We start from the raw sequence: 17334 nt of genomic DNA, 5'->3' as shown, positions 1-17334 counted from the left end.
TGAGCAAGAATATCCGAGCTCGGTGATGGATCGCGGCACCCCACGCAAGTTGATTTGCTACGCTCTGGTCGCCGCCGACCAAGGCTTGGGGAGCAGCGGCGCCTGATGGTTCACGTTGACCGGGCTTTTCCTTTCACACCGTTGCAAGGAGCATTTCAATGAACATGGGCAAACGTATGACGGCCGAATTCTTCGGTACGTTCTGGTTGGTTCTGGGTGGTTGTGGCAGTGCGGTGCTGGCTGCCGGGTTTCCCCAACTGGGTATCGGCTTCGCCGGTGTGGCACTGGCGTTTGGCCTGACCTTGCTGACCATGTGTTACGCCATCGGCCATATTTCCGGCTGCCACATCAATCCGGCGGTGACCTGCGGCCTCGCCGCCGGCGGCCGGTTTCCGCTGAAGGAAGTGATCCCGTACATCGTGGCGCAGGTACTCGGCGGCCTCCTCGCGGGGCTGGTCCTGTACGTGATCGCCTCGGGCAAGCCCGGCTTCGATGCCGCGGCCAGCGGTTTTGCTTCCAATGGCTTCGGCGCGCATTCGCCGGGCGGCTATTCGATGGGCGCGGCCGCGCTGTGCGAACTGGTGATGACCGGTTTCTTCATCTTCATCATCATGGGCGCAACGCACCGGAGTGCACCGGTGGGTTTTGCCGGCATCGCGATCGGCCTGGCGCTGACCCTGATCCACCTGATCAGCATCCCGGTCACCAACACCTCGGTAAACCCGGCGCGCTCCACCGGCGTGGCGTTCTTCCAGGGCGACTGGGCCGTGCACCAGCTGTGGTTCTTCTGGGTGATGCCCATCATCGGCGGCATCATCGGCGGGCTGATCTACCGTTATCTGTGGAGCGATCGGGACGCCCTGCCGGACATCAAGGGCGATACGGTCTGAGTTGATCCGGGCGCACGACGCGCAGCCCATGGGCCGCGCGTCATGCGCTCAAGCGTCGGCGAACGGGAACGCCAGCACGTCGGCGATCGCGTCGGTGCCGGCAAGACACATCAGCAGGCGCTCGACGCCGAGGGCCACGCCCGCGCAGTCGGGCATGGCGCCAAGTACGGCCAGCAGCTTTTCATCGAGCGGTACCTCCCGCGCGCCACGTTTGCGGCGCACCGTGTTGTCGCGCTCGAAACGCCCGCGCTGCTCAGTCGCGTCATTCAGTTCGTGATAGCCGTTGGCCAGTTCGTAGCGCCCCAGGTACAGCTCAAAACGTTCGGCCAGCGGCGGCTCGCCGGGTCGGATCCGGGCCAGCGCGCACTGGCTGGCCGGGTAATCGTGGATCACCGTGATGCGATCGGTCGGGAATGTCGGCTGCATTCGATGGGTGATCAGCAGATCGAGCCAGTCATCGCGCATCAGGCCGTCGGGATCGATGCCGAACTCGGCCAGCGGCGCACGCAATGTTTCCACAGTGGCCTGGTCGGGATCGATGGCCAACGCGTCCAGAAACAATTGCCGGTACGTCGTCACCAACACATCAGCGCGCTTGCCCGCCATCGCCAACGCCGCCTGCACCAGCGCGATGGTTTCCTCCATCAACCGATGGTGATCCCAGCCCACCCGGTACCACTCCAGCATGGTGAACTCGGGATTGTGCCGCCCGCCGGCCTCGCCATTGCGAAACACCCGGCCCAGCTCGTAGCAATCGCCGACGCCCGCCGCCAGCAACCGTTTCAACGGGTATTCGGGTGAGGTCCGCAGCCAGCGTTCGCGTGCGCCGGCGTCCACGTGGCCGCTGAAATGCGTGGTGAAGCTCTCGATGTTCGGTTCGGTGTTGCCGGCGGCGGAGAGGATCGGCGTTTCCACTTCCAGCACGTGGCGATCGGCGAAAAACGAGCGAACCAGGGCATAGAGGCGCGCACGCAGATGCAGGGACGGCAGAAGCACGCTCTTCGTTTCGTCACTCATGCGTTGTCAGCAACGCCAGCAGTTGCGCCTCGTCCCATACCGGCACGCCCAGCTCCTGCGCCTTGTCCAGCTTCGATCCCGCCGCTTCGCCGGCGACCACCACGCTGGTTTTCTTCGACACCGAACCGGAGACCTTCGCCCCCAGCGCTTCCAGGCGGGCCTTGGCGTCCTCGCGGGTGAGCGAAGCCAGAGTGCCAGTAAGCACGAAGGTCTGGCCGTCCAGCGGGGCGCGAGCGACGGCGGCCGTGGCGGGGATGGCATCCAGCAAACGCCGCATGGCCGTTTCCGTCTCGCGCAGGGTGGCCAGCGCCGATGGGTCGGCGAGATGGTTGTCCAGGGCGGTGGCGGCGGCTTGCGGCACGCCGGCCGTGATCCAGTGGGCAACGCCGCCGGCCAGCAATTTGTCGACGCTGGGGAAATGTTCGGCCAGCACGCGACAGCTCTTGGGGCCGAGCTTGCTGACGCCGGTCAGGCCCAGCAATACACCCAGATCCAGCCGCTCGCGCAGCAGCGGTGACGGCGCCGCTTCATCGCTGAACACGATGCCGGCGGCCAGCAGGTCATCAACCACCTGCTGGTTGCCCTCCTGCGCAAAGAAACCAGCGATGGAGGCAGCCACTTCGTCGCCCACATCCGGCAGCACGCGCAGCACGCTGGCCGGCATGCTGCGCACGAACTCCAGCCGGCCCAGCCAGCTGGCCAGTGTCTTGGCGGTGCTTTCGCCGATGTGCATGATGCCCAGCGCGAACAGGAAGCGGGCCAGCGTGGTCTGCTTGCTGGCCTCGATGCCGGCGACCAGGTTTTCGGCCCAGCGCGTCGCCACCTTGCCGGCCTTGACCGTTTCGGGCGTGGTGCCGTCGCGCTCGTCGAGCGCCTGTTTCATGGCCACGAAGCCTTCGACGGTGAGCGCGTACAGATCGGCCGGCGTATGCACGATGTCCAGTTCCACCAGCGCCTCGGCGAAGCGCTGGCCAAGACCTTCGATGTCCATCGCGCGGCGCGAGGCGAAGTGGATCAACGCCTCCGTGCGCTGGGCGCCGCATACCAGTCCACCGGAACAACGCCAGGCCGCGGCGCCCTCCTCGCGCATCAATGCGGAGCCGCACACCGGACAATGCGCCGGCATGGTCCAGGGCACGGTGTCCGCCGGGCGTTGATCAGTCACGACGCGCACCACTTCGGGGATCACGTCGCCCGCGCGGCGCACGATCACGGTGTCGCCTACGCGCGCGTCGAGCCGCGCGACCTGATCGGCATTGTGCAAGGTGGCGTAGGTCACGGTGACGCCGGCCACCTGCACCGGCTCCATCCGTGCACGCGGGGTTGCCGCGCCAGTGCGGCCGATCTGGATTTCGATGTCGAGCAACCGCGTGGTCTGCTCCTGCGCGGGGAATTTGTGCGCGATGGCCCAGCGCGGTGCCCGCGACACGAAGCCCATCTCGCGCTGACCGGCATAGTCGTCCAGCTTGTAGACCACGCCGTCGATGTCGTACGGCAAACTGTCACGCCTTGCGCCGATGCGCTGGAAATAGGCGATCAGGCCATCGAAACCGCGCGCCGTAGCCACCTCGGGCGATACCGGAAAACCCCACTCGCGCAACTGCTGCAAAGTGGCCGAATGGGTGGGCGGCAGCTCACCGCCCTCGACCACGCCGATGGCGTAGGCGAAGAAGCTCAGCCGCCGCTTCGCCGTGATCGCGGGGTCGAGCTGGCGCAGCGAACCGGCGGCGCCGTTGCGCGGGTTGGCCAGCGGCTTTTCGCCATGCTTGCGGGCGTAGTCGTTGAAGGCCTCGAAATCCTTGCGCAGCATGATCACTTCACCGCGTACTTCGAGCACGTCGGGCCAGCCCTCGCCGCGCATTTTCAGCGGGATGGCGCGCACCGTGCGCAGGTTCGCGGTCACGTCCTCGCCGGTTTCGCCGTCGCCGCGGGTGGCGCCCTGCACGAACACGCCGTGCTCGTAGCGCAGGCTGATGGCCAGGCCGTCCAGCTTGGGTTCCACCGAAAATACCGGCGCGCAGCGATCCAGCGTCTGCTCGATGCGTCGCTCGAATTCGGCGATCTCGTGGAAGCGTTCGCGTTCGGTATCGCCGGCCTCTTCGAACGCATTGCCCAGCGACAGCATCGGGATGGCGTGGCGCACTTCGGCAAAACCGCCGTGCGCCCGAGCGCCCACGGTGCGCGTGGGCGAGCTGGTCGAGGCCAGTGCGGGGTGTGCGGCTTCCAGCGCTTCCAGTTCCCGCATCAGCCGGTCGTAGTCGGCGTCGGTGATGTCCGGGTCGTCGAGGACGTGGTAGCGGTAGTTGGCCTGCTCGATCGCCGCCCGCAAGGTGGCGGCGCGGGCGATGGCTTCAGACGGGGGCGAGGGTTCGGTCATGCGCGTCTCCATGTCCCGCGCATTTTAGCGAGGCCGCGTGAACCCGCCGAGTCGCCGCTTCGGCGGCGACCCGGCAACGACATGCTCAGCGATGGAAATGGCCAGCGGCTTCGGGCTGGTAGTCGATACCCAGCACGCGCAGCCGACGCTGATGGCCATCCGGCGTGGGCCAATCGATATGCTGGCCAAGCGACAAGCCGAGCAGCGCACTGCCCACCGGCGCCAGGATGGAAATGGTGCCTGGCGCGCCGGCGGCATTGGGGTAAACCAGGGTCAGGGTGAGCTTCTCGCCGTTGTGCTCGTCTTCGAAACTGACGGTGGAGTTCATCGTCACCGTGTCGGCGGGCATGGCGGTGGGCTCGACCACCTCGGCGCGATCCAGCTCGGAGATCAGCGCGGCACAACGGGCCGCTTCGGCGGCGGGCAGCCGTTCCAGCAACGCTTCGATGCGTTCCATGTCGATGCGGGAGACAGTAATCGGTGGCTTGTTGCTCATGGCTCTTCCTGGTGCAGGCGGCGTTGCCGCACAAAAGCACACGCCGGAACGAAACCGCCCCGGCGCGTGTGGTCATTGTATGGCCGTCAGGACCTATGTAGTCACGATCGGCGGATGAAACAAGGGTAACTCTGCGCAGGACGCTCACGAAAAGCAAGCCGTCATGGCGGATACCATGCACCGCATGTCTGCCCCAGCGCCTGTGGATTCCCCGTCCGCTCCTGCTTTCGACCCGCCTGCGGCCGCTGTCGGCGAGCCGCCGCGGCTGTCGTCCCGCGTGCAGTTTCGCGGCCTGTTGTACCTGGTGGCCGCGGCGTTCTTCATGCAATCGCTGGATTCCACCGTGGTCAACACGGCGGTGCCGGCGATGGCCGGGGCGCTGGACGTGACGCCGCTGGGCATGCGCACGGCGTTGACCAGTTATGTACTGACGCTGGCGATCCTGATCCCGGCTAGCCCGTGGCTCTGCGATCGCCTGGGCACGCGGCGGGTGTTCGGCATCGCGATCATGGTGTTCGGGCTGGGCTCGCTGTTGTGCGGGCTGGCGCAGACGCTGCCGCAACTGGTCGGCGCCCGCGTGCTGCAGGGCGTGGGCGGCGCCTCGCTGATGCCGGTGGGCCGCTACGTGCTGGTGCGCAGCATCGAGAAACGCGAATTCGTGCGTGCCATGAGTACGGTGTCCACCTTCGGCCTGCTCGGCTCGGTGCTGGGCCCGTTCATGGGCGGTGCGCTGGTCGAGTACACCTCGTGGCGGCTGATCTTCCTGATCAACGTACCGGTGGCGATCGCCGGCTACTGGATGAACCGCCGCGACATGCCCGACTACCGGCTGGAACGCGCCAACCGCTTCGACTGGCGCGGCTTCATGATGTTCGCCGCGGCCTCGGCGCTGCTGCTGGTCGCCTCGGAGCTGGCCGGCAGCACGCCGGTGCCGTGGTCGCGCATCGGCTTGTACACGCTGGCGGCGGTGGCGCTGGGCGCCCTGTATGTATGGCACAGCCGGCGCACCGCGCATCCGGTGGCCGACCTTAACCTGCTGCGCGTACGCAGCGTGCGCGTGGCGCTGGCCGGGGGCTTGTTCACCCGGCTGGGTATCTCGGGCATGTTCCTGCTGCTGATGCTGTTTCTGCAGATCGGATGCGGCTGGTCACCGCTGGCGGCGGGCCTGATGATGGTGCCTCAGGCGCTGGGGTCCATCATCGCCAAATGGGCGATCAACCGGGTGCTGGTGCATTTCGGCTACCGCCGGCTGCTGCTGGGCAACACCTTGATCGTGGCTGCGCTGCTGGCCATGTTTGCCCTGCTGGGCCCGACCACGCCGGTATGGGCCATCGGCCTGCTGGCGTTCTTCTATGGCGCTTTCGCCGGCATGCAATACACCGCGATGAATACGCTGATCTACACCGACCTCGACATCAAGCATGCATCGATGGCCTCGTCGATGGCCTCCACCGCGCAATACCTGGCGATGAGTTTCGGCATCGCGCTGGCCACCTTGTTGATGCAGGCGATGCTGGACGGCCACGCCCACGAGCAGTACGTGGTGGCGTTCCGCTGGACGGTACTGATCCTGGCCGCGATCACCGCCGGGGCCAGCCGCGTGTTCAGCCAGTTGCGGCACGATCGCCCGCCCGCCGGCGCCCCAGCGGCGGGTTGACGACCACCGCACGGCACCGCGCATGTAGCATGTCCGCTTCACCACGCGGACGTGTCACATGCATGACCCCAGCAGCATCCTGTTCACCCTGTTCATCGTTTTTGTGGCGGCCCAGATCGGTGGCGAAATTGCCCAGCGGCTGAAATTGCCCGGCGTGGTGGGCGAGATCGCGGCCGGTTGTGCCGTCGGCCCCTCGCTGCTCGGCTGGATCACTCCGGCGCAGATACTCCCTGGCACGCCGCTGGACGTGCTGGCCGAGGTCGGCGTGATCCTGCTGCTGTTTGCCGTGGGCCTGGAGACGCGGCTGGAGGATCTGAAAAAGGTCGGCAAGATTGCATTCGCGGTGGGCGTCATCGGCGTCATCGTGCCGTTCGCGATGGGCAGCGTGTGGGCCCACGGCAACGGTTTCGACTGGGACCGTTCGCTGTTCGTGGCCGCCGCCTTCGTCGCCACCTCCGCCGGCATCACCGCCCGCGTGCTGCAGGAGCTGGGCGCGCTGCAACGGGTGGAAAGCAAGGTGATCCTGGGCGCCGCCGTGATCGATGACATCCTCGCCATGCTGCTGCTGGGCGTGGTGGTGTCGCTGCAGGGCGGCGGCTCGTTCGACGCGCTGCACCTGCTGATGGTGCTGGCCGGCGCCGTAGGCTTCATCGTGGTGATCGGCTGGGGCGGCGCCCGCGTGATGCGCTGGAATTCGCGCTGGCTGGATACGCCCATGGGCCCGCATTCGCCCCTGATGATTGTGCTGGCGCTGTGCCTGGGGCTGGCCTGTTTGTCCACCGTGTTCGGCCTGGCGGCGATCATCGGCGCCTTCCTGGCCGGCATGATCGCCTCGGAAACCCGCCAGCAGCACACGCTGGAACAACAGGTGAAACCGCTGCTGGCGTTGCTCACGCCGTTCTTCTTCGTGGTCACTGGCAGCAAGATCGACCTGCATGAACTGGCCGACGGCGACACCCTGATGATGCTGGCCGTGGTCACCGGGATCGCGGTGATTTCCAAGTTGGTCGGCGGCTGGCTGGGTTCACTGCCGCTGGGCACGCGCAGCGCCACCATCATCGGTTTCGGCATGGTGCCGCGCGGCGAAGTGGGCATCGTGGTGGCCACCCTCGGTCTCGCCGCCGGCGTGTTCGACAACCGCATCTACGCGTTGATCGTGGCCATGTCGCTGCTCACCGCCATGGTCACCCCACCGATCCTGGCGTGGTTGCTGAAACGGTCGGAAGTCAGCGACGGCACACCTTCGTAAGCGTCACGCGTACGTGATACCAGGCACAAAAAAAGCCGGAATCCTTGGGGATTTCGGCTTTTTCTGGACTGCGTTGTTGCTTGTATTGGTGGAGGTGGCGGGAGTCGAACCCGCGTCCGAGGATGCTCAATGCCCAGATCTACATGCTTAGCTCACCGTTCGATCTCGTTTCGCGACAAGCACGGTGGGCAAAGCGCACCGCGAAACCAGCCTGATTGATCTAGCCTAGAACCGCCAGGCAGCAGCGTTCGGCGATCTCATGATAATGACCCTACACCGACGAGCATGAGCACAAGTGGGTTCGGGGCTTACGCCTTAAGCGGCGAGAGCGTAGTTGTCGTCGTTGGCAACTATGAGTTTGCTGCTGGATTTACGAGGAAAGCTGCCCCCTCGGCATGCACCAAGTCATCTCACTACCCCCGTCGAAGCCAGGACACCCCCGGGGAAAACGATATGACCAGACAAGTATATGGGGTCGCCGCGCGCGGCATCAATGCAAATCGCAGGCGTTTGCCGGTGCCGTTCAGGACGCTGGTGCCCGGGGCGGGGATCGAACCCGCATCGCCTTGCGGCGGAGGGATTTTAAGTCCCTTGCGTCTACCAGTTTCGCCACCCGGGCGCGGATGTCGGGTCATGCCGGACGCATCGGCCGGCGGCGCGAATCGTAACATGCGCGGTCCGCGATCCATGGCACTCGAAGCGGCGGCCGCGGCAACAAAAAACCCGCCATCGGCGGGTTCAAGTGGGCGTGCAACGTGCTGCGCAATGGAGGCCAAGGTCGGAATCGAACCGGCGTACGCGGATTTGCAGTCCGCTGCATGACCACTCTGCCACCTGGCCGTTGCGCAATTGCTTCTTAAAAAACAAAACCCCGGTGAACCGAGGCTTTGCAAAACTGGAGCGGGAAACGAGACTCGAACTCGCGACCCCGACCTTGGCAAGGTCGTGCTCTACCAACTGAGCTATTCCCGCATCTGAGCCGCGAATGATAGCAGAACGAGGGCCGATGTGAAGCCACCTTTGTGCAACGTCGGCGCCGTGACACCGACTTCGCGCAAGGACGGAGCACGAACGGTCGCGGACAGCGACGATCCCGCCGTGTGCGGCGCTTACAATGTGTGCTCCCCCCGTCGTGAGCGGCGAACCGTGATGAGTGTCCTGGATACCCTGCGTGCCACCGTGGGTGACGCACATGTACGCGAAGGCACCGACGCCGCTCCCTATCTGACCGACTGGCGCGAGCGCTACCGCGGCCACGCGCTAGCGGTGGTGAGCCCCGCCTCCACCGACGAAGTCGCCGCCGTGGTGCGAACCTGTGCGACCGCCGGCGTGCCGATCGTGCCGCAGGGCGGCAATACGGGATTGTGCGGCGGCGCCACGCCGGACGATTCGGGCCGCGCCGTCGTGCTCTCGCTGCGGCGCATGAATCGCATCCGCGCCATCGACCCGTACAACGACACCATGGATGTGGAGGCCGGCTGCGTGCTGCAGTCGGTGCAGGACGCCGCGCGCGAGGCCGGCCGGCTGTTTCCGCTGAGCCTGGGCTCCGAGGGTAGCTGCACCATTGGCGGCAACCTGGCGACCAATGCCGGCGGAACCCAGGTGCTTCGCTACGGCACGATGCGCGAACTGGCCCTGGGGCTGGAGGTAGTCACGGCACGCGGTGATATCTGGCATGGCCTGCGCGGCTTGCGCAAGGACAACACCGGTTACGACCTGCGTGATCTGTTCATCGGCAGCGAGGGGACGCTAGGTGTCATCACCGCCGCGACGTTGCGGCTCTACCCGCTGCCCGTGGCGAGCTGCACGGCGCTGGTGGCGCTGTCTTCGATCGACGATGCCGTCGCGCTGCTGTCGCTCGCGCGGCGCGGTCTCGGCGCCTCGCTGACGGGCTTCGAGTTGATGGCCGGCGACTGTCTCGCTTCGGTCACGCGTGCTTTCCCCGCCCAACGACTGCCCTTCGAGGGCAATGCCGCGACGCTGCCCTGGTATGTGCTGCTGGAGCTTTCCGACAGCGAAAGCGAGGCGCATGCGCGAGAGCGGTTCGAGACCGTCCTGGGCGACGCCGTCGCCAACGACAGTGCCCGCGACGTGGTGATCGCCAGTTCGTTCGCCCAGAGCCGGGCCTTGTGGCATCTGCGCGAAAGCATTCCGCTGGCGGAAAAGGCGGCAGGCAAGGCGGTGAAACACGACATCTCGATTCCCGTGTCGCGCATGGCCGAATTCGTGCGCGACACGAACGAAGCCCTGCAACACATCTTTCCCGGCGTGCGCCATGTCATCTTCGGCCATCTGGGCGATGGCAACCTGCATTACAACGTCGCCCCTGGTGCCGGCTGGACCGATATCGCCTTGCTGGCACGGCAGGAGGCGATCTTCGACGTGGTGCACGCCCACATAGGCCGCGTTGGCGGATCGATCAGTGCAGAGCATGGCATCGGCCAGCTCCGACGCGACGCGCTCGCGCAATTCAAGGATCCGATCGAGCTCGCCTTGATGCACACGATCAAGCACGCGCTGGACCCGCACGGCACCATGAACCCCGGCAAGGTGCTGATCGCCGATTCGTGAACGCCACTGCGCAACGGCGGCTCGACGTTCGATCAGGGCGCTGGTGGCAGCCAGGGTCCAAGCACCTGCTCGGCCAGCGCGGGCCAGTTCCGGTTCGCCGCCGGATTGGCCGGGCTGGGGTGAAGCAGATAGCGCACATCCGCGTCCGCGCCGAGTACGGCGGTGGCGCGCTGCTGCGCATAGCGTCCGATGCCCACCACAACGGATGGCTTCAATACATGGACCACGGCTGCCAGCGCGCTGTCGCACAGCGCCATCAGGGCGTCGGCTTCTGCCTTGTCCAGCCGCTCCGGAATGAGGTTGCGTCCATCCTTGAGAAAAAGCAGCGGACAGTAGTTCCAGACGAAAAAGCGCTCGAAGAACGCCTCGGGCGTACCCACGCGCGCCTGCGCCCAACGCCAGACGCGCGAGCCGCTGCCCTCGTTGCGATGGCAGGCCATGCCGAGGATCGGATAGCGGGGATGCTGTGGCGGCAGCGGTTCGCGCAGTCGCGACGCGATGTGGAACCAATCGCGTACCATCGCCACGTCACCGAACGGCACGCCTGTCTGCGCCATCCCCCACGGTCCCGGATTCATGCCCAGCAGCAACACGCGCCCGCGTACGGCGCCGTAGCGCTGAAGGTATTCGCGGTGCGCGCTCCACGCATACACGAGCGGGTTATAGACATGGCTGGGCGTGTTCCAGCGCAACTGGTCGATGTCCCGCGCGAATTTTCGGACGATCTTGATCAGGCCGGTGGTGGTCATCTGTGGGGTGGAACGCAGCGGATAACGTGGCAGTGTAACGCTGGGGTAGGCAGTCAGCCGCCCGATATGTGCCTTCGGCTACGCTGGCGGGTGACACCCGCTGTCTGCGGGCAACGAGGATATGGACAGCATGTCCAGCTGCATTTTGCTTGACCGGGGGTTCTACCAGCGCGACCCGCGCGAGGTGGCGCCGGCTTTGTTGAACAAGGTATTGCTGCGCGACGACGGGCGCAGCGGCCGCATCGTCGAGGTGGAGGCTTATTGCGGCGCCAACGACGCGGCCGCGCATACCTACCGCGGCAAGAGTCGGCGCAATGCCAGCATGTTCGGGCCAGCTGGACATATGTATGTGTACTTCACCTACGGCATGCACTGGTGTTGCAACGCCGTTTGCGGGGAAGTGGATGAAGGCGTGGGCGTGCTGCTGCGGGCGTTGGCGCCATTGACCGGCCTGGAGCGGATGCGCGCGGCGCGTGCGGCCTGTCGGCGCGACCGGGATTTGTGTCGCGGGCCTGCCCGCCTGTGCAAGGCGTTCGACATCGACGGAAGCTGCGATGGCCTCGACCTCGTCGGCGGGCTCGGCAGCCTGACCATCGTCGATGACGGCACGCCGCCACCGGCCAAGCCGATCGAAACCTCACGCGTAGGGGTTTCCCAGGCCGCCGACGAGCCATGGCGCTGGTACGTCGCCGATGAACCCCACGTCTCGCGTCGGTAGGTCGATGTCGCGCAGGCGCGCGTCATCGAGACCGGTGGCGGCGGGAGATTCGTGAAAGCTGCCTCGTCGTAGCCGTTCTCGCGAGCCGCGCAGGACCCAGCCAGACGTGTCGATCGCAGATACAGGGACCAGGGCAGCGCGGCGAACGCCGCTTTCACCGAGCCCAGATCCGGAAACGAAAAAGGGAGCTTTCGCTCCCTTTTCGAGGAATCCGCGAGGGGCCCATCGGCCCGGCGGATCGAATTCTGGAGCGGGAAACGAGACTCGAACTCGCGACCCCGACCTTGGCAAGGTCGTGCTCTACCAACTGAGCTATTCCCGCATTGGAGCCGCGCATTCTAATACGTGAATCCGGAGCGTCAAGCGTTTTTGCTTTTTGCCGCCGATTGCGTGTCGGCGCTGAGGATCGGCCACGCCGCGCGCAGGTAATGCAGGCCCGACCAGATCGTGAGCACGCCTGCGATCACCAGCAGCGCTTCGCCGATGTGGTACAGCCGCAACGCCTCGGCGGCTTTCTCGTGCTGCACGATCAGCACCACCAGCGCCACCATCTGCATGACAGTCTTCAGCTTGCCGATGAAAGCCACCTTGACCGTGGCGCGCATGCCGATTTCAGCCATCCATTCGCGCAACGCCGACACGCTGATCTCGCGCCCCACGATCACCGCCGCGGTCACCGCCATCAGGATCCCGGGCCAGCCGCCGCGGTGCGATTCCACCAGCAGGAACAGCGTCACCGCCACCATCAACTTGTCCGCCACCGGGTCCAGGAACGCGCCGAAGGCGGAGGTGAGGTTCATGCGCCGCGCGAGGTAGCCATCCAGCCAGTCGGTGAACGCGGCCAGCAGGAAAACAACCGCCGCGGTGGCATTGTGGCCGGGGAAAGGCAGGTAGAACACGACGACCATGACCGGCAGCAGTGCAACACGGAACAAGGTCAGCCAGGTCGGCAGATTGATGCGCATGATTCGATCCAGTGATTTGTCACAGTGTCTCACGCACGCGCGCAGTCGGTGAGTGAAAACTGCTGCGGTGTTCAGCCGTGCAACATGGCGTAGATGCGTTCGGCCAGCCCGCGATCGATGCCCTTCACCTGCATCAGCTCCTCGACACCGGCGGCTTCCACGCCCTGCATGCCGCCGAAGGTCTTCAGCAACGCCGAGCGGCGGCGCGCGCCGATGCCCGGTACGTCCTCCAGCACGCTGCGCTCGCGTGCCTTCTCGCGCCGCTTGCGGTGGCCGCTGATGGCGAACCGGTGGGCTTCGTCGCGTACCGCCGCCACCAGATGCAGCGCGGGCGATGAGGAACCGGGATGCAGTTCGCCGCCGAGGGTGCGATCGTCGCGCGCCAGCACCAGGGTTTCCTCACCGGCGCGCCGGCCCGGCCCCTTCGCCACGCCGACCACCACGATGCCGCTGACGCCCAGGTCGTCCAGCACAGCCAGTGCCTGCGCCACCTGGCCACCGCCACCGTCGATCAACAGGATGTCTGGTCGCGCGCCCTCGCCTTCGGCCAGCTTGCGGAAGCGGCGGGTGAGCGCCTGGTGCATCGCCGCGTAGTCGTCGCCCGGCGTGATGCCTGCGATATTGAAGCGGCGGTAGTGGGATTTTTCCGGGCCCTCGGGGCCGAACACCACGCACGAGGCCACGGTGGCCTCGCCCATGGTGTGGCTGATGTCGAAGCATTCGATGCGCCGCGGCGGCTCGTCCAGGCCCAGCACCTTCTGCAGGTCGTCGAAGCGCGTACCCAGCGTCTGCCGACTGGCCAGACGACCCGTCAGCGAGGCCTGCGCGTTGCGCTGGGCCATCTGCAGGAAGCGCGCCCGTTCGCCGCGCACGCTGGCCTTCAATTCCACCGGATGGCCCGAGTGCTGCGCCAGCATGTCGCCCAGGATCTGCTGGTCGGCCAGGTCTTCACCCAGCACCAGTTCGCGCGGTACCGGCCGGTCGAGGTAGTACTGCGCGATGAACTGGGTGAGCACGTCGGCGGGTTCGGCATCCAGCGGCAGGCGCGGGAAGAAATCGCGCGTACCCAGGCTGATGCCGTTGCGGAAAAACAGCACGCTGACGCAGGCCATGCCCGCCTCGATGCAGCAGGCGAGCACATCCATGTCGGCGCTGGCGCCCTGCACGTGGTGCTGCGCCTGCAACTGGCGCAATGTGGCCACCTGGTCGCGCAGTTTGGCCGCGCGCTCGAAGTTCAAGGCCTTGCTGGCCTGCTCCATCGCCTCGGCCAGCTCGTCGATCACGGCGCTGCTGCGGCCTTCCAGAAACATCTCGGCATGCCGCACGTCCTGCGCGTAATCGGCCACGCTGATCAGGCCGACACAGGGCGCGCTGCAGCGACCGATCTGGTACAGCAGGCAGGGCCGCGAACGGTTGCGGAAATAGCTGTCCTCGCACTGGCGCACCTTGAACAGCTTCTGCATCAGGCTGAGGCTTTCGCGCACCGCCCAGGTGCTGGGATACGGCCCGAAATAGCGTCCCGGCAGGTTGCGTGCGCCGCGGTGGAACGCCAGCCGCGGGTAGTCCTCACCACTGGAGAGGTAGATGTACGGGTAGCTTTTGTCGTCGCGCAGCAGGATGTTGTAGCGCGGCTTCAGCGACTTGATCAGCTGCGATTCCAGCAGCAGCGCCTCGCCCTCGGTGCGGGTGACGGTGATCTGCACGCGCGCGATCTGCGCCACCATCGCGGCGATGCGCGGCTCCATCCGCGGCTTCAGGAAGTAGCTGCCTACGCGCTTCTTGAGGTTGCTGGCCTTGCCAACATAGAGCAGCTCGTCCGCCGCGTTGAAGTAGCGGTAGACGCCAGGCGAGCCGGTAAGCGTGTGGACAAAGGCCTTGCCGTCGAAGGCCGGCGACGATGGTGACTGCATGTGCTGATTCTAGCCGTTTTGGCCAGGTACGCCGCGCCGCGGCAACGCACCATTCAACGGTTGCGCAGGCGCTCGATCAGCCCGGCAACGCCGCGCTCGGCCAGATCCACGCACTGCCGAAAGCCCTCGGCTTCGCCGTAATAAGGGTCGGGGAAATCCTGTACCGACGTCACCCCGGCCCACGGCAGGAACAACGCGGCCTGCCCTGCGGCGCCGGGTCGTGCCAGGCGATTCAGTTCGAGCAGGTTGTCGCTGTCCATCGCCAGCAACCAGTCATGGCGATCGAAATCCGCCGACTGCAATTGCCGCGCTCGGTGGCTTTCGAGATCGAACCCCGCCGCACGAGCCGCCGCACGCATGCGCGGATCGGCGCCGTGGCCGGCATGCCAGCCACCGGTACCGCAGGAGGCCAGCGTCACCGCCAATCCGGCTTCGGCGCAGCGCTTGCGGGCCACGCCTTCCACCAGCGGCGAACGGCAGATGTTGCCGAGGCAGACGAACAGGATGCGCGGCGTGCTCATGCCTGGCTCCGCAACCAGGCTTCGGCACGCAGAAGGTCCGCCTCGGTATCGATGCCGGGCGGGAACGGTTCAGGCGACAGACGCACCGCGATGGCGTGGCCGTGTTCCAGCACGCGCAGTTGCTCCAGCGACTCGGCCTGCTCCAGCGGCGTACGCGAGAGCCGGGTGTACTGGCGCAGAAAGCCGGCCCGGTAGGCGTAGATGCCGATATGGCGCAGGAATGGCGTATGGGCGGGCAAGGCGTCACGACTTGCCGCGAATGCATCGCGCGCCCACGGCAAGGGCGCGCGGCTGAAGTACAGCGCACGGCCATTGGCGCCGCGCACCAGTTTCACCACGTTCGGGTCGAACAGCTCGTGTGCGTCCTCGATCGGCGCAGCCAGCGTCGCCATCGGCGCGTCGTCCTCGGCCAGCGCACGCGCCACCTCGCGGATGCCGGCCGCCGGCGCGAACGGCTCGTCACCCTGCAGGTTCACCACGATGGCATCGTCAGGCCAGCCGTAATGCGCCACGCATTCGGCCAGGCGGTCGCTGCCCGAGGCGTGGTCGGCGCGGGTCATGCACACTTCCACACCCTGCCCGGCCAACGCCTCGGCAATGCGCGTGTCGTCCACCGCCACCACCACCTGCGTGGCGCCGGCCTGCAACGCCCGCTGCGCCACGCGCGCCACCATCGGCACGCCGTCGATCGGCCGCAACGGTTTGGCCGGCAGGCGGGTGGAACCGTAGCGCGCGGGGATGGCGACGATGAAGGAGGGATCAGGCATGACGACCTCGGCAAGCAAGGCGCCAAGCCTACCTTGCCGCCCTGGAACAAGGTAGGAGCGCACCCTGTGCGCGATGCTCTTGCTGTTGCGAATTGCGAATCCCGCAAAAGCCGTCGCGCACAGGGTGCGCTCCTACGCGCATGCGATGGCGAAGCCGCAGGCGTTGGCCAATTCCCGGTAGCCGGGGAACGAGGTGGCGACATGGCTGCAATCGCGCACGTGCACCGGTGCGGTGGCGACCAGGCCGGCCACGGTGAAGCTCATGGCGATGCGGTGATCCATGTGGGTTTGCACTTCGCCGCCACCCAGCGCGCCGCCGTCGATGATCGCGCCGTCGGGCGTTTCCTCGATGCGTGCACCCAGCGCGCGCAGGCCGGTGGCCATGCTGGCGAGGCGGTCGGATTCCTTCACCCGCAGCTCGGCGGCGCCGCGCACCACGGTGCGACCGTTGGCCACCGCGGCAGCGATGAACAGGATCGGGAACTCGTCGATCATGTCCGGCACCAGCGCCTCGGGCAGTTCGATGCCCTGCAGCGGTGCGTGACGCACCAGCAGATCACCCACCGGCTCGCCGCCGCTTTTGCGGGGGTTTTCGATCTGGATATCCGCACCCATCAACCGCAGCGCCTGAAGCAAACCGGTGCGTCGGGGGTTGAGGCCCACCGCTGGCAGGCGCAGTTCGGAACCGGGCACGATGCTGGCCGCCACCAGGAAGAACGCCGCCGAGGAAAAGTCCGCCGGTACGTCGACATCGGTGGCATGCAGGGCGTGGCCGCCGTCAAGCTTCGCGCTACCCGGCGAGAAGGTAATCGGCCAGCCGAACGCCGCCAGCATCCGCTCGGTGTAGTCGCGCGTGGGATGCGGCTCGATGATCTCGGTACTGCCTGCGGCATATAGCCCGGCAAGCAGCAGGGCGGATTTTACCTGGGCGCTGGCCACCGGCAACGCGTAGCGAATGCCATGCAATGGCTGCGCGCCATGGATATGCAGCGGCGGCAAACCTTCCTGCGTATCGATGCGTGCGCCCATCTGGCCCAGCGGATCGGTGACCCGCCGCATCGGACGCTTCGACAGCGAGGCGTCGCCGATCAAGGTGCTGTCGAACGCCTGCCCCGCCAGCAAACCCGCCAGCAAGCGCATGCCAGTGCCTGCGTTGCCGCAATCGAGCGGTTCCGCCGCGGCGCGCAAACCGTGCAGGCCCACGCCGTGCACCAGACGCTCGCCCTCGGCGGGCGTTTCGATCTTCACCCCGAGTTGCGCCAGGACCGCCGCCGTGGCGCGGGTGTCCTCACCTTCGAGAAAACCGCGGATGCGCGACGTGCCATCGGCCAGCGCAGACAGCATCAGCGAACGATGGGATATCGACTTGTCACCGGGAATACGCACGCTGCCGTGCAATGGCTGGCCCTGGCCGCTGACCCAGTCAAATGAATTCACTCCACCCTCT

At 66.4% G+C, this 17334-nt stretch carries 14 protein-coding genes, 4 tRNA genes and 1 other RNA gene; 5 read left to right on the top strand and 14 right to left on the bottom strand.

All coding sequences use genetic code 11. The annotated features are described in order from the left end of the window. Positions 1 to 158: 158 nt before the first annotated feature. Positions 159 to 890: an aquaporin Z gene (gene aqpZ / locus ACFPK0_RS06845; protein WP_056079982.1), complete on the top strand. Its 732-nt coding sequence runs from the start codon at positions 159 to 161 to the stop codon at positions 888 to 890. Between the two features lie 48 nt (positions 891 to 938). Here aqpZ and epmA read toward each other — a convergent pair whose 3' ends face one another. The 3 genes from epmA to rnk form a co-directional block, all read right to left on the bottom strand. Then, a complete protein-coding gene (epmA, locus tag ACFPK0_RS06840; RefSeq protein ID WP_377339286.1) occupies positions 939 to 1907 on the bottom strand; it encodes an EF-P lysine aminoacylase EpmA in 969 nt (322 codons plus the stop codon). Continuing rightward, entirely contained in the window at positions 1900 to 4284 is a 2385-nt protein-coding gene (gene ligA, locus ACFPK0_RS06835) for an NAD-dependent DNA ligase LigA (RefSeq protein WP_377339284.1), read from the bottom strand. The genes epmA and ligA overlap by 8 nt, the downstream gene beginning before the upstream one ends. An 85-nt stretch (positions 4285 to 4369) precedes the next feature. Further along, positions 4370 to 4780 (bottom strand): nucleoside diphosphate kinase regulator, encoded by a 411-nt coding sequence (gene rnk, locus ACFPK0_RS06830; RefSeq protein WP_056079987.1) that lies wholly within the window; start codon positions 4778 to 4780, stop codon positions 4370 to 4372. Positions 4781 to 4964: 184 nt separating this feature from the next. Between rnk and ACFPK0_RS06825 the strand changes: the two genes are divergently transcribed. After that, positions 4965 to 6437, top strand: coding sequence for an MFS transporter (locus ACFPK0_RS06825; RefSeq protein WP_377339281.1), 1473 nt, complete (start codon positions 4965 to 4967; stop codon positions 6435 to 6437). Positions 6438 to 6495: 58 nt separating this feature from the next. After that, positions 6496 to 7686, top strand: a complete 1191-nt coding sequence (locus ACFPK0_RS06820) for a cation:proton antiporter (RefSeq protein WP_056079989.1) — start codon at positions 6496 to 6498, stop codon at positions 7684 to 7686. A gap of 86 nt (positions 7687 to 7772) precedes the next feature. On the opposite strand, the gene ssrA is transcribed toward ACFPK0_RS06820, so the two are convergent. The 4 genes from ssrA to ACFPK0_RS06800 form a co-directional block, all read right to left on the bottom strand. Then, positions 7773 to 8127, bottom strand: a transfer-messenger RNA (tmRNA) gene (ssrA, locus tag ACFPK0_RS06815). A 91-nt stretch (positions 8128 to 8218) separates the two neighbouring features. After that, positions 8219 to 8305, bottom strand: a tRNA-Leu gene (locus ACFPK0_RS06810). Between the two features lie 147 nt (positions 8306 to 8452). Beyond that, positions 8453 to 8526: transfer RNA gene (locus tag ACFPK0_RS06805), tRNA-Cys, on the bottom strand. A gap of 56 nt (positions 8527 to 8582) precedes the next feature. Beyond that, positions 8583 to 8658 (bottom strand) — tRNA-Gly (locus ACFPK0_RS06800). A 177-nt stretch (positions 8659 to 8835) separates the two neighbouring features. Between ACFPK0_RS06800 and ACFPK0_RS06795 the strand changes: the two genes are divergently transcribed. Further along, entirely contained in the window at positions 8836 to 10257 is a 1422-nt protein-coding gene (locus ACFPK0_RS06795) for an FAD-binding oxidoreductase (RefSeq protein WP_377339277.1), read from the top strand. Positions 10258 to 10289: 32 nt separating this feature from the next. On the opposite strand, the gene ACFPK0_RS06790 is transcribed toward ACFPK0_RS06795, so the two are convergent. Beyond that, positions 10290 to 11006, bottom strand: coding sequence for a uracil-DNA glycosylase family protein (locus ACFPK0_RS06790; protein WP_377339275.1), 717 nt, complete (start codon positions 11004 to 11006; stop codon positions 10290 to 10292). A gap of 130 nt (positions 11007 to 11136) precedes the next feature. Between ACFPK0_RS06790 and ACFPK0_RS06785 the strand changes: the two genes are divergently transcribed. Continuing rightward, positions 11137 to 11724: a DNA-3-methyladenine glycosylase gene (locus ACFPK0_RS06785; RefSeq protein WP_200945330.1), complete on the top strand. Its 588-nt coding sequence runs from the start codon at positions 11137 to 11139 to the stop codon at positions 11722 to 11724. Positions 11725 to 11970: 246 nt separating this feature from the next. On the opposite strand, the gene ACFPK0_RS06780 is transcribed toward ACFPK0_RS06785, so the two are convergent. The 6 genes from ACFPK0_RS06780 to aroA form a co-directional block, all read right to left on the bottom strand. Then, positions 11971 to 12046: transfer RNA gene (locus tag ACFPK0_RS06780), tRNA-Gly, on the bottom strand. Positions 12047 to 12083: 37 nt separating this feature from the next. After that, positions 12084 to 12689 carry a CDP-diacylglycerol--glycerol-3-phosphate 3-phosphatidyltransferase gene (gene pgsA, locus ACFPK0_RS06775; protein WP_056080002.1) on the bottom strand — a complete coding sequence of 202 codons (606 nt, stop codon included), beginning with the start codon at positions 12687 to 12689 and terminating at the stop codon, positions 12084 to 12086. A gap of 71 nt (positions 12690 to 12760) precedes the next feature. After that, positions 12761 to 14599 carry an excinuclease ABC subunit UvrC gene (gene uvrC, locus ACFPK0_RS06770; protein WP_056080005.1) on the bottom strand — a complete coding sequence of 613 codons (1839 nt, stop codon included), beginning with the start codon at positions 14597 to 14599 and terminating at the stop codon, positions 12761 to 12763. 53 nt (positions 14600 to 14652) lie between these two features. Then, the gene (locus ACFPK0_RS06765) at positions 14653 to 15120 is read right to left on the bottom strand and encodes a low molecular weight protein-tyrosine-phosphatase (RefSeq protein WP_377339272.1); all 468 of its coding nucleotides are present in this window, start codon (positions 15118 to 15120) and stop codon (positions 14653 to 14655) included. Then, positions 15117 to 15887: a 3-deoxy-manno-octulosonate cytidylyltransferase gene (kdsB, locus tag ACFPK0_RS06760; RefSeq protein WP_056080011.1), complete on the bottom strand. Its 771-nt coding sequence runs from the start codon at positions 15885 to 15887 to the stop codon at positions 15117 to 15119. The genes ACFPK0_RS06765 and kdsB overlap by 4 nt, the downstream gene beginning before the upstream one ends. Before the next feature lie 132 nt (positions 15888 to 16019). After that, positions 16020 to 17324, bottom strand: a complete 1305-nt coding sequence (aroA, locus tag ACFPK0_RS06755; RefSeq protein ID WP_377339270.1) for a 3-phosphoshikimate 1-carboxyvinyltransferase — start codon at positions 17322 to 17324, stop codon at positions 16020 to 16022. Positions 17325 to 17334 lie beyond the last annotated feature (10 nt).

Origin of the sequence: Rhodanobacter ginsenosidimutans, from assembly GCF_042655685.1 — a bacterium.
GTDB lineage: Bacteria > Pseudomonadota > Gammaproteobacteria > Xanthomonadales > Rhodanobacteraceae > Rhodanobacter > Rhodanobacter ginsenosidimutans.
The sequence above is the reverse complement of the archived record's forward strand: the minus strand, read 5'-3'. Positions and strand labels throughout refer to the sequence as shown.

Bases quoted from the DNA above. Each gene is read 5' to 3' on its own strand.
- aqpZ (WP_056079982.1), top strand. From the start codon at position 159: ATGAACATGGGCAAACGTATGACGGCCGAATTCTTCGGTACGTTCTGG.
- epmA (WP_377339286.1), bottom strand. From the start codon at position 1,907: ATGAGTGACGAAACGAAGAGCGTGCTTCTGCCGTCCCTGCATCTGCGT.
- ligA (WP_377339284.1), bottom strand. From the start codon at position 4,284: ATGACCGAACCCTCGCCCCCGTCTGAAGCCATCGCCCGCGCCGCCACC.
- rnk (WP_056079987.1), bottom strand. From the start codon at position 4,780: ATGAGCAACAAGCCACCGATTACTGTCTCCCGCATCGACATGGAACGC.
- ACFPK0_RS06825 (WP_377339281.1), top strand. From the start codon at position 4,965: ATGTCTGCCCCAGCGCCTGTGGATTCCCCGTCCGCTCCTGCTTTCGAC.
- ACFPK0_RS06820 (WP_056079989.1), top strand. From the start codon at position 6,496: ATGCATGACCCCAGCAGCATCCTGTTCACCCTGTTCATCGTTTTTGTG.
- ACFPK0_RS06795 (WP_377339277.1), top strand. From the start codon at position 8,836: ATGAGTGTCCTGGATACCCTGCGTGCCACCGTGGGTGACGCACATGTA.
- ACFPK0_RS06790 (WP_377339275.1), bottom strand. From the start codon at position 11,006: ATGACCACCACCGGCCTGATCAAGATCGTCCGAAAATTCGCGCGGGAC.
- ACFPK0_RS06785 (WP_200945330.1), top strand. From the start codon at position 11,137: ATGTCCAGCTGCATTTTGCTTGACCGGGGGTTCTACCAGCGCGACCCG.
- pgsA (WP_056080002.1), bottom strand. From the start codon at position 12,689: ATGCGCATCAATCTGCCGACCTGGCTGACCTTGTTCCGTGTTGCACTG.
- uvrC (WP_056080005.1), bottom strand. From the start codon at position 14,599: ATGCAGTCACCATCGTCGCCGGCCTTCGACGGCAAGGCCTTTGTCCAC.
- ACFPK0_RS06765 (WP_377339272.1), bottom strand. From the start codon at position 15,120: ATGAGCACGCCGCGCATCCTGTTCGTCTGCCTCGGCAACATCTGCCGT.
- kdsB (WP_056080011.1), bottom strand. From the start codon at position 15,887: ATGCCTGATCCCTCCTTCATCGTCGCCATCCCCGCGCGCTACGGTTCC.